This is a genomic window from Metabacillus rhizolycopersici (genome assembly GCF_020075705.1).
Genome location: NZ_JAIQUM010000013.1, coordinates 1 through 11,756, shown reverse-complemented (window position 1 = coordinate 11,756; position 11,756 = coordinate 1). Strand labels below are relative to the sequence as shown.

At 36.1% G+C, this 11,756-nt stretch carries 13 protein-coding genes; 6 read left to right on the top strand and 7 right to left on the bottom strand.

The features are described 5' to 3' along the window. Nucleotides 1–49 precede the first annotated feature (49 nt). On the bottom strand, nt 50–1,744 hold the full coding sequence (locus tag K9V48_RS08260) for a methyl-accepting chemotaxis protein (RefSeq protein ID WP_224138281.1): 1,695 nt from the start codon (nt 1,742–1,744) through the stop codon (nt 50–52). Nucleotides 1,745–1,965: 221 nt separating this feature from the next. On the opposite strand from K9V48_RS08260, the gene K9V48_RS08255 reads away from it, so the two are divergent. After that, entirely contained in the window at nt 1,966–2,271 is a 306-nt protein-coding gene (locus K9V48_RS08255) for a helix-turn-helix domain-containing protein (protein WP_224138280.1), read from the top strand. Further along, a complete protein-coding gene (locus tag K9V48_RS08250) occupies nt 2,268–3,230 on the top strand; it encodes an IS3 family transposase (protein WP_308012530.1) in 963 nt (320 codons plus the stop codon). The genes K9V48_RS08255 and K9V48_RS08250 overlap by 4 nt, the downstream gene beginning before the upstream one ends. A 320-nt stretch (nt 3,231–3,550) precedes the next feature. On the opposite strand, the gene fumC is transcribed toward K9V48_RS08250, so the two are convergent. From fumC to K9V48_RS08225, 5 genes are all read right to left on the bottom strand, one after another. Next, on the bottom strand, nt 3,551–4,939 hold the full coding sequence (gene fumC / locus K9V48_RS08245; RefSeq protein WP_224138279.1) for a class II fumarate hydratase: 1,389 nt from the start codon (nt 4,937–4,939) through the stop codon (nt 3,551–3,553). Between the two features lie 116 nt (nt 4,940–5,055). Next, nucleotides 5,056–6,384: an FAD-dependent oxidoreductase gene (locus K9V48_RS08240; protein WP_224138277.1), complete on the bottom strand. Its 1,329-nt coding sequence runs from the start codon at nt 6,382–6,384 to the stop codon at nt 5,056–5,058. Between the two features lie 225 nt (nt 6,385–6,609). After that, nucleotides 6,610–8,052 carry a DUF4153 domain-containing protein gene (locus tag K9V48_RS08235; protein ID WP_224138275.1) on the bottom strand — a complete coding sequence of 481 codons (1,443 nt, stop codon included), beginning with the start codon at nt 8,050–8,052 and terminating at the stop codon, nt 6,610–6,612. Between the two features lie 223 nt (nt 8,053–8,275). Then, nucleotides 8,276–8,899 (bottom strand): HAAS signaling domain-containing protein, encoded by a 624-nt coding sequence (locus K9V48_RS08230; RefSeq protein WP_224138273.1) that lies wholly within the window; start codon nt 8,897–8,899, stop codon nt 8,276–8,278. Next, the gene (locus K9V48_RS08225; protein WP_111616679.1) at nt 8,886–9,227 is read right to left on the bottom strand and encodes a PadR family transcriptional regulator; all 342 of its coding nucleotides are present in this window, start codon (nt 9,225–9,227) and stop codon (nt 8,886–8,888) included. Before K9V48_RS08225 ends, K9V48_RS08230 begins: the two co-directional genes overlap by 14 nt. 152 nt (nt 9,228–9,379) lie before the next feature. Between K9V48_RS08225 and K9V48_RS08220 the strand changes: the two genes are divergently transcribed. Continuing rightward, entirely contained in the window at nt 9,380–9,712 is a 333-nt protein-coding gene (locus tag K9V48_RS08220; protein WP_224138271.1) for a LytA/YqiH family protein, read from the top strand. A 97-nt stretch (nt 9,713–9,809) separates the two neighbouring features. On the opposite strand, the gene K9V48_RS08215 is transcribed toward K9V48_RS08220, so the two are convergent. After that, nucleotides 9,810–10,100 carry a DUF3817 domain-containing protein gene (locus K9V48_RS08215; RefSeq protein ID WP_224138269.1) on the bottom strand — a complete coding sequence of 97 codons (291 nt, stop codon included), beginning with the start codon at nt 10,098–10,100 and terminating at the stop codon, nt 9,810–9,812. Between the two features lie 283 nt (nt 10,101–10,383). On the opposite strand from K9V48_RS08215, the gene K9V48_RS08210 reads away from it, so the two are divergent. The 3 genes from K9V48_RS08210 to K9V48_RS08200 all read left to right on the top strand — a co-directional run. Beyond that, nucleotides 10,384–10,647 carry a hypothetical protein gene (locus K9V48_RS08210; RefSeq protein ID WP_224138268.1) on the top strand — a complete coding sequence of 88 codons (264 nt, stop codon included), beginning with the start codon at nt 10,384–10,386 and terminating at the stop codon, nt 10,645–10,647. Nucleotides 10,648–10,692: 45 nt separating this feature from the next. Then, a complete protein-coding gene (locus tag K9V48_RS08205; RefSeq protein WP_224138267.1) occupies nt 10,693–10,851 on the top strand; it encodes a hypothetical protein in 159 nt (52 codons plus the stop codon). A 297-nt stretch (nt 10,852–11,148) separates the two neighbouring features. After that, the coding region (locus K9V48_RS08200; RefSeq protein ID WP_263432762.1) for a FadR/GntR family transcriptional regulator at nt 11,149–11,756 on the top strand (608 nt) is incomplete at its 3' end.

The window sequence follows — 11,756 nt, the reverse complement described above, 5'->3', positions numbered from 1 at the left end:
GGCTTTACATAAAGGGAGAACTAAAAACAGAGTTCTCCCTTTTATTGTCCTACAACTTAAATTGTTTTACTAAATCATTCATTCGTTCAGAAAGTCTAGACAAGCCCTCTGAGCTTTTTGCCACTTCTTCCATTGAGCTGCTCGTTTGCTGTGATGAAGCAGATGTTTGTTCAACTCCTGCTGCTGATTCCTCTGATATCGCAGCGATTTCCATGACTTTTGCATTCATATCCTTTGTGTCATCTACAATCGTTGTTAATGTCCCTTGAACTTGTTGCATACTATTTACCATTTGGTTCAATGCTTGATTGATACCATGATATGTTTCGCGAGAAGCTTCTATTTTACTCGTACCTAGCTCTACTTCATGGTAGCCTGTTTCTAAGGACTCTGTAACATTATTCGTCTCTGTTTGAATTTTTTGTACAATACCAGTTATTTCAGTAACTGACACCTCAACTTGCTCAGCCAGTTTTCGCACTTCATCAGCGACAACAGCGAATCCTCTACCATGCTCTCCTGCACGTGCAGCCTCAATCGCCGCATTTAAAGCTAAAAGATTTGTTTGTGCTGCAATTGCCCTAATCATTTCAACGAGAGTAGAAATTTCCTTTGATTGCTCATTTAATTCTTTCACTTTTACGACAGATCCTTGAACAATTTGATCAATTTTAGCCATTTGTGCTGAGGAATCTTCCATTAAATCATTACCTGTCTGAGTCAACGAGACAACATGATTGGATGCTTGTTGAATTTGTTCACCACTTTGATTAAGCCCTTGAATTTTCTCAGTGAATTCCATCATAGTTGCTGACAAGTCAGATGTATGACTTGCTTGTGCTTCTGCCCCTATCGCCATTTCCTGCATTGTCGTTGCAACTTGAATTGAACCCTCTTTTACTTCAATTGCCGATTGAGTTAATTCTTCGCTTTGTGTTGATACAGATTCAGAAACGTGATTAATTTGTTGTAATAGCTCTCGAACCTTTTCAGTCATTTTGTTTGTCGATTCAACAAGTTGTCCCACTTCATCTTGTGAATTCGTCATAATTGGTTCCTGACTTAAATCACCCGATGCCATTTCTTCCATTCTTGACATGACGACTTTTATTGGTCTTATAACCGCTCGGGAAGTTAGTAATGCAGATCCCACAGCAAAAATTATCACTAACACCGATGTAATGAGCGATACAGTTGCAATTGAATTCCCAAGTGCAATAATTGTCTCGCTATCCGTTCTCATTGAGTTTTCTCGATTTCGAATACTTTGTTCATATGCCGCTAGATTCTCTGCAGCAAATGACTCCTGTTGTTTAAGTAAAAGAATAGCTCCTTCTCGATCTCCTTGATCATACACTGTTAGCACCCTGTTATTAACATATTCAAACCAGTGCAATGATTGATCCATGATCGCAATAGCATCATCTGAAACACCAAAGCTAATCGCTTCTTCTCTTAATTGTTTGTTGCGCTCAAACTGTGCTTCAAAGCTTTCTTTATACTGTTTATCTTCCATTAATAAATAAGCACGGGCTGATGACTGTCCTAGAGCCATCGTAAAGGCTAATTTTTCGCCAAAAAGTAAAGTATGAAAGCTTGTATCGACAATTTCCTTCGTATTATCATTTATTTTACTTAATGAAAAATGATTATATGTAGAAAGACCAATTACACATACAATGACTAAAATAAATCCTGCTGCTATTCTTCCTTTTATACTTTTAAACGTAAATAGATGTTTCAATATCTTTTTCCCACTTTCTTTAGTTAACACTTTTGTCTACTTATTTCATCGACTGAACTAAAAAATAGTTAATAGCAAATCATTAAAAATATGGAGATTTCCTTAATATCAGATGATAATCTATCGACTTCTTTTTAGCCCCCTTAATCATTTGGACACCAACTCAGTTAAAAAAGTACAATAAAACTAAGTTGTTTTACGTGGGAGGGGGGACAAATTAGATGACAAGAAAAAAAGTAGAAGCTATAGAAGATGTAAAAAAGAAATACGTTCGTATGGCCCTAGAAACAGGCAACTACTCTTCTATCGCGCGTAAGGCAGGTATAGCACGAGGTACTTTAAGAGCTTGGATGAATGAGTATGGAGATGAGATCCGTGATCAAATGGAGGATACAGAGACGACCACCTTGTCTGAAAATCCTACAAAAGATGAATTAATGGACAAGTATGAACAAGCGATGAAGCTACTGGGAGAAAAAGAGCTAGAGGTTGCCATGTTGAAAAACCTTTTAAAAAAAGGGAAATAACGATAGATGAAAAACTAGAGGAAGCAAAACTTTGGATAGAAGAAGGGTTTTCTATAAAGAAGACGTTAGAGATTTTGGAGGTGCATAGGTCGTTGTATTACTACCATCAAAGTACTGAAATGAAAGCTACTGATGCTTCTAAAAGGGGACGCCCCACTCCAGGTTTTTCAGTCAATCAATCTGGAAAACGAGTTCCTGATGAACAAATTGAAGAGTTCTTAATGGAGGCTGTAGAGGGAGAGGAAAGTGTATACGGATATCGGAAATTAACGAATTATTTAAGGGTTCAGCATCGCCTTATCATAAGCCCTAAAAAGGTTTATCGATTATGTGATAAGTTAGATATTCTTTTACCTAAACGGAGGGGGAGCTCTCCGTATCCAAAGAGACTAGCTAAACAACATGCCATCACAGAGCCCAATCAATTATGGCAAGTGGACATTAAATATGGGTCAATTGTAGAAAGTGGACGTTTCTTTTTTCTCGCTAGTGCCATTGATGTGTTTGATCGATATATCGTAGGTCATTATCATGGCTCAACATGTCAGGCTACAGACATTATTGGGATGCTTCAAGAGGCTTTGATAAGGAGACAGGTTCATTTTCCTATAGATGAAGAACAATCTGGGATTATCATAAGGACAGATAATGGGCCGCAATTTCTCAGTCGTGCGTTTGGAGAATTTTGTCACCATCATCGAATCTATCATGAGAGAATCCCGCCTAAATCTCCTAATCTAAATGCTTATATCGAGTCCTTTCACAGTATCATTGAAAGGGAGTGTTATCAGCAACACTTATTTGAATGTTTTGATGAGGCATATTATCGAATTGATGAATTTATCGATTTTTATAATAATCGAAGATATCACGGAAGCCTGAAGTATCTGTCTCCTAAGGAATTCAATCATAAATTTAAAGAGATAGGGAATCAAAAAGAGATGGTTATTAATTTATAGCCTACTACTTTTTCCCTCTGCACCTATAAAGTGCATAGGTGCAGAGGAAATATAAAAAATTGAAAAACTACAAATGGCCGAGATAATGAGAGTATGTGTCTAAAATAAGGGGGCCAAGCCGACTTTGATTGAAAATCTATCAATTTTTTGGATTTATCTATCATTCAGCAAACTTCTACATCCACTTCTAAAGTTCATCTTCCAAGAACAAAAGCTCACCCCAGACACAAGACAACCAATTGATAAGTTCCTAAACTAAAAAAAGCAGTGGATTCATCAATAGAATCTCACTGCTTTTGCATCTATAAACTAGTTATTCGTTATGCTTTCGGATGAATCATTTCTTCGGGCTTTACATATTGATTAAACTGTTCTTCTGTTAACAGTTCCAATTGAAGGGCTGCTTCTTTTAATGTTAACCCTTCTTTATGAGCTAACTTTGCAATCTTTGCTGCATTCTCATACCCAATATACGGGTTTAAAGCTGTAACGAGCATTAATGAGTCATTTACATAACGGTTAATAACCGGAATATTTGCTTCAATCCCGACTGCACAGTTATCATTGAAAGAAATAATTGCGTCCGACAAAAGCTGTACAGACTGTAAGAAATTGTAAATAATAACTGGCTTAAAGACGTTTAATTCAAAGTTACCTTGGCTTGCAGCGAAACCAATTGTAGCATCATTTCCCATTACTTGAGCTGCAACCATCGTTAATGCTTCACTTTGGGTAGGATTCACTTTTCCTGGCATAATTGAACTACCTGGTTCATTTTCTGGAATGGTGATTTCGCCAATTCCGCTTCTTGGTCCACTTGCAAGCCAGCGAACATCATTGGCAATTTTCATCAGATTTGCTGCCAACGCCTTTAAAGCACCATGTGCATAAACTGTTTCATCATGGCTTGTTAAGGCGTGAAATTTATTAACAGACGAATGGAAATCTATCTTTGTATAGTCGCTGATTTCTTTCGCAACCCGATTTCCAAACTCCGGATGGGCATTGATCCCTGTACCAACAGCTGTCCCACCAATCGCTAAATTCCCCATATAGCTAGTAGCTTGTAAAATCATTTCCTTTGTTTGATGAAGCATATGTGTCCAGCCACTAATCTCTTGTCCTAATGTTATAGGAGTCGCATCCTGCAGATGAGTACGTCCAATTTTGACAACATCCTCAAACTGCTTCACTTTACCATCCAGTGTTGCAGAAAGCTGATCAATTGCTGGTAACAGCCTATTTTTCACGGCTAACACGCCAGCAACATGCATCGCTGTTGGAAATGTATCATTTGAGCTTTGGCTCATATTTACGTCATCATTCGGATGAATGGTAGCCTTTATTCCGCTTTCATTTAGTAATTCATTTCCTCTTCTCGCAATAACCTCGTTTACATTCATATTGCTCTGAGTTCCACTTCCAGTTTGCCAGACTACAAGTGGAAAATGATCAGTTAATTTCCCTGCAATGATTTCATCACACGCTTCTACAATTGCTTGTGCTTTATCATTATGTAGTTTGCGGAGTGAAGCGTTTACTTTTGCAGCACTTTGCTTTAAAATAGCAAAACCAATGATCACCTCATTCGGCATCTTCTCTCCACCGATTTTAAAGTTTTGCTTACTACGTTGTGTCTGAGCTCCCCAATACTTGTCAGCTGGAACTTGAATCTCACCCATTGTGTCCTTCTCAATACGATACTGCATCCCCATCCACCTCCGAAAAATGATATCGCTTTTATTGTATGTGTTTTTCAGATAATTTTAAAGCAATACACACTAAGAGGCTAACTCAAATAGTAAAGTTAGCCTCGCAAATTCAATTAGATTGCTTGTAAACCAGCTTGATTTAGGAAGTTCCAAGGCTTATTGTAATGTGGTTGGAAAAAGAAATCTACAAAGCCAAGCTCATCAGTCGTCATCTGATTTTGAATACATACAGATAGAGTATTGATTGATTGTGTGACATCTACCTTAGACATTATTTGAGCCCCGACGATTCGTTTTGTGTTTTCCTCATATACAACCTTGAGCATAATATTTTCATAGGTTGGCATGAACTCTGGGCGATCATGCTCTAATATTGTGATACTTTTCACATTCATCCCCATACGAAGTGCCATCATTTCTGTTAAGCCTGTTGTTGCAATATTTTGGTCAAAAAGTCGAAGACCTGATGTTCCTTGTGTTCCCATATATCTAATTGTCGGTTCCATTAGGTTTTTAGCAACCAAGGTTCCCATTCGAACAGCATTTGTTGCAAGTGGAATATAAGCATGCTCTCCAGTTGGATTGTAATGGATTGCACAGCTATCACCTGCTGCAAATACATCCTTATTGCTCGTTCTCATATAATCATCCACTTTGATTGCTCCGTTATCTAGCATTTCAATCTGGCCTTTAAACAGTTGCGTATTCGGCTGAAAACCGATGCATAAAATGACAAGATCTGCTTCATATGTTCCGTTCGTCGTTTGAACTGCTGTTACTTTTTTATCTGTGCCAACAAAACGAGTGACCGTTTCACCTAATGCTAGATGGATATCGCGTTTTTGAAAATCTTCTTCAAGAATATCTGTAAAATCCTCATCTAAATATTTGCTCAATACACGTTGTTCTCCATCAATCAAGGTAACATTTTTGCCACTCATTTCAAATGCCTCTACTAGCTCGATCCCAATGTAACCTGCACCTACGACAACAATATTCTTCGCTTCCTTTGCTTTTTCAATGATCGTCTCTGCATGGTGAAAGTTTTTACATAGAAGCACATTCTCCAGATCGATTCCTTCAATTTTCGGGATAACTGGCCATGAACCTGTCGTAATGACTAATTTATCAAATGTATCTTGAATTGTTTCGTTTGTGACAAGATTTCGTGCAACGAGTGTTTTCTTTTCAATATCTATATCCATTACTTCATGTTTAATGAACATGTTGACACCGAGTTCAGTTAATTCCTCAGGAGTAGCGTAAAATAAACCATTTGGATCCTTGACGATGCCACTAACATGTAAAGCAATTCCACAAGATAAAAATGAGATATTATCATTCTTTTCATAAACATTTATCTTCGCATCTGGGTATAGTTTTATCATATTAGAAATAGCTGCAGTCCCAGCATGTGTACATCCAATAACGGCAATTTTCATTTGTGTATTCCTCCTAGAAGTTATTGTGAAATATTTCACATTTTTTGTGAAGAACTTCACATTTAATATGGTTTTATTATATGTTATCGTTCAGAAAGATACAACACTTATTTGTGATTATTTTCACAAATGAAGATAAAGGGGGAAATTCGCCCCCTCATTCTTATTCTTTTGACGAGCCATTAATAGATCAAATCAACTTCATCAGAGGTCATTTTTCCATCTTTATTCACTTTCTTTCCACTCATTTAACAAGCGCTTAGCCTTAGCTTTCGAAAAATTGAATGATTGCCATTCTTTTGGTCCTTGATTCACTTCGACTACTTTTCCCTTAAGAAACTTATGAAATTTCTCATGATCCTGCTCAAGCAATGCAGGAATCGCATCATATGATAACGTCGATAGATAGTTTACATCTAGCTTCCCTGTTGCCTCATAGCGATTCATATTTTGACTAACAATCAGTTGATCAATATTTAGATAATTTAATGTCACATAAGCTACTAATGTGACAATGAACATCGCTCTTAATAGCTTAAACCTCTCCTTTACTACTTTGAACATTGCTAATATAAGCATAAAACATAAGAGAATCATAAAGGCATGAGCATACACGCGCGAATACGTATAGCCATATGCCTGTTCATACAAGGAAAGTCTGTAATAGGCTGAAGATAACATCACAAACGTAAAAATGACGAGTACACTCAATAATAGTTTCATTACTTTTGGAAGCATCACCTTTTGAAAATGACTACCATGTGTAAACAAGAATAAGAGACCAAGATTGATTAATGACACAATGGTAAGCTCCGTAAAACCGCGTCTAGCATACTCAGCATATGTATAGCCTAATGAACCACTTGAAGGATCACCGGAAAAGAAATAAGAAAATTGCACGGCTGTATACAAGAAATAAACGATATTTAGCATTGAGAGGATTGTGCTTACAATCACGACATCCATTTTTACCGCTTGTGACTCGATTGGATCTTGGTTCATTACCAATGGCTTAGCTAGAGTTATAAAATAAGCAAAGAGCCACAGCGTAATAAATCCTATAATAAAAGCTTGAAAAAGAATGCTACCGATATTCGCCTGCTGCAACCAAGTCGGGAATAAATTTAATAAGCTTTTAAATTGTTGATCTGAAGACATGAGCAAATAAAGGATCGTCCATAACAATGGGATTGATAAAACAAAGCCAATGGCGATTTTTTTCGCTATTTGGTAATTTTTTTCGTGCATGACACCTTTTCCAATTTGCTCTCCGAAATGAAGCAGCTTAAAAAATTGTTGAACCGTTTCAAAAAATGTCAGAAACATCGATTTTATAAACAAACGATTGCTCCACTTCTCCATTTCCCATCGTCTCGAATGAACCATATGGATAAACAGTAGAATTGGGACAATAGCAAAGTTTAACAATAGTAAAATAATATGGCTAGATAACGTAAAACTTGCAGCTAATAAACATGCTGAAAGAAAGAGCAAAAGATCAAATACCGTTTGCTTTTTTCCTTTTGACGGTACCTTTATATAAAAAATTAGATACAGATACATCACATAAAGCGGGTACGAAATCCCAATGCCTTTTCCATAAAATAAGTAATGAAAGAGGATTCCACCTATAAAACAAATAAGGATGTTTTTCCAAGTTCCCTCCATATAAAATCAAGCTCCTTTTTTACATAGAAATTCTATGTAGTTAATAAAAAAATAAACAGGTTGAATCTACAATCAAAGAATGACGGACAAATGGAAAGCGCACATATACATAGAAATTCTATGTATATGTGTAAAAAAACAGAAGTATTCCCAATATACTCACACCTACTACGTGCTAAAATTTGGGCCAGCTTCTTCGTAAACCATACATATAAACATCAATTCACACAGAGCGATAAACCCCAATATAATAAAACAATTTGCTAATCGGATAGATTAAACATGTCATGATGACACAAAGCATAATAAAAGCTGGTGTTAAAATCGGCTGAAACCATTGTACTGGAATAAAGTGAAAGAGCGTCATCATCATGAGTAAAACATTGGGAATTAAGCTAATGAACACTGTTTTCGAAAATAACTCTTTCCCTAGCAGTCCATATTCCCTGCCTATTTCAAATCCTAACACCATCCAAAACATGGTATAAACGATAACAATCGTTAATGGAATTTGTGCAAGCAATCCCCACGCGTCAGAAAAAAGCGAGTCTTCAAATATATGGTAGCAAACGGTAAGCAAGCCTCCGATGAAAAAGAACATAAAATTACAAAAGACAAAGTTTCTACTTACGAAGCCTTTGGCAATTAGGAGCGAGTCCTCATATTGCTTTGCAATTTCAACCGGGTCACCTATTTGCTCTAACACATCCTCAATCTTGAGATGGGGCTGATCAAACAGTTTTTCTTCAATATGTAAGTTATATTCCTTTATCACCTCTGTCTTGTTAACGGAACTTGGTAACGACTGTTCAAGATCTTGTAAAAAACGCTCTTTAGATCGAATCATAACGATCTCTCCCAATTATCCCATTCATCATTGAAACAAACTTACTCCACTCTTTTGTCTTCTCGGTTAAGATGACTTTGCCTTCTTCTTTAATTTTGTAATACTTTCGAGCAGGTCCTTTCTGTTGTTCCTGCCAATACGTTTCAACATACCCCATCTTCTCTAGCTTATGTAGAGCCGGATACAGCGTACCTTCTTTCACCTCTAACGTATTGCCGCTTCTTTTTTCCATTTCCTTCACCAATTGATATCCGTACATATCCTTTTCATTCAAAAGCTGTAGCAAAATTAAGGAAGTACTCCCTTTTATGAGTTCACGATTAAACATCTTTTCACCTACCTCGAATAATTAGGTATATCCTATTTTCTAATTTTACAGAGATATGGAAAAAATGCAAGCATATTTTTCCTATGTATACGAGCCATATTTTATCTATATATATACTATGAACAAATAATTCCGATCGGAGGTCTATTCTTATGAGAATCGTTTTTTTCCTATTTACAATAGTACTTTTTTCATTAACAGGGTGTGGAGTTTCTTCCGATTTAGATGGTTCGGCTAAAATGACGAATGAAGTTATAGCGAAGGAACAAAATATCATCTCTATCAAGGCAACCTATATTGGCTTGATGGACCCACATTCAATTGAAGTAATCATCGACCATAAGCCAATCGCTATTCAAATCAATGAAGAACAATTTCCATTGTTTGAGCAACTAAAAACAAATGAACAGATCTATATCGAGTATTACTATAATGAAGAAACAACGCAAAACATCTTAACAAAAGTGGAAATAAGCAATGATTAGTTTGGAAAAGGAGCTGACTCTTTAAAAAAAGCATTAGCCCTTAAATCATTAGATACCCATGTAAAAAAAGCTGATGATAAAGTCAGCTTTTTTACATTTACTCTTTCGTTTTCAATTGTTTATCTAAATAAAACGTTCCAAACGGGATAATCGATAAGAACAAAGCCCAAATTCCCCATAAAATGGACCATCGCTTTTTAAACTTTACAATCACTACCATGACGGCAAATAACACAAATAGGACACCATGCAAACCACCAACAATTGTGACTGCCATGGAAAAATCAAGTAAATACTTCAATGGCATCGCAATCGCGAGAAGGACTAAATAAGAAATCCCCTCAACTATTCCTACAAATCGTAATATTCCTACAGATGACGTAAACATCCTACCAACTCCATTATGTAACAATTTATACTATCATTATAACTGGATTCTTAGCGAAAATAGCGACAATCTTTGACAATTTTCAAAATAAAAGAAGGAACTCATTGTTTAACAGATTCGATTGTTACGCACAACATCAAAAGAGGCCAACTTATTAATGACAAGACAATAAATCAAGTCGAACTTCTCAGCTTATTTTTATCATACCTCCCACAAGGTTTTATGGTACTTTATGTTAATATAGAAATAGGTACTTCCTTATAAAAACGGAGGATGAGATTATTTGAGGAAAAAAGGAATATACTCTATTTTGTTTATAGTGGTTATTTGTATTGGATACACTGTCTATTATTTTAATCAGTATCATATTGAAGACGAAAGAGCATCCATTCAATCAAATCTAGCAAAATGGGAAACGAGAGGAACTGAGGGAGAAATTAACCTTAATGTTATCGACATGACCCAATTAGATCAGACAAGCTCTTATATCGTGTTATTCGAAATGGAAAATGAACATATTGGTTACGCACATTTTCTTAAAGGATGAAACGGGAAATATAAGATTGAGGTTTCTGGACACGGGGGAAATAGTGTGTCTTATCAGGTAATTAAAACGAAGCATGGGAATTACGGTCTTCTAGTTGGAAAAAATCCCGATTTACATATTGAGCAGATAACAGCCAAATTAATGTATGAAGAATTTAGTTTTACCTCAAATGTTTCTAAAGAAGAAGCGTTTTTAACATATTAAAAACTGCCGAGTGATGTAAAACAATCTTTTCCGGCTGAAATAGCGTTATTTGATCAACATAACAATCTAGTCCACGAATAAATGAAAATAAGCATCGGGTCACTTCCTTTTTTCTATATCGGCATGCCAGCTAGGGTTACTCGTACCATATTGTTTAATATCACATAAAAGATCAGCTCTTCGGCTAATTGAATCTATCTGTTGCTCTAAACAAAAGAAATCGATATAATTATGACGTTTAGATTTAAATCGATCGTATTAAAAATGAGTAAATAACTATTGAAAGAAGTGGTTCATATGAAATTTAATCCAGTTTCCAGTAATAAATTATATATCCAAATTTATAACCAAATTCTTTCAGAAATTCAATCTGGTTCGTTCAAAATAGGCGATAAACTCCCTGCTGAAAGAGAGCTTTGTGAACAGTTTGGTGTAAGCCGTGCTCCTATTAGACAGGCTCTCAGTGCATTAGAGTTGAATGGTTATATTTATTCCCGCCAGGGTGAAGGGGTTTATGTTAAAAATAATCAACCAGCGACTGAAATTCAAAATGCAGCTATCATACTAGAAGCCGTTTCTCCAGAAGATATTGTTGAAACAAGGATGAATATAGAGCCTATTATTGTAAAATTTGCAGCTCAAAGAGCGACTGATGAGGACATAGAGGATCTTCGTTCGACCATCAAAAAGATGGAGGAAGAAACCAAGGCTGGCGTATATGTACCAGAAACAGATGAGCAATTGCATAATGGGATTGCGAAGGCATCTCATAACGATTTATTTATTAACATCATGACGGCTATTAGTAATGCAATGAAACAACAAGAAATGTGGAAATTTATTCGAGATCGAACGGTGACTCGACCAGACTATAGAGACGTTAATTTTAAAGAGCATCAATTACT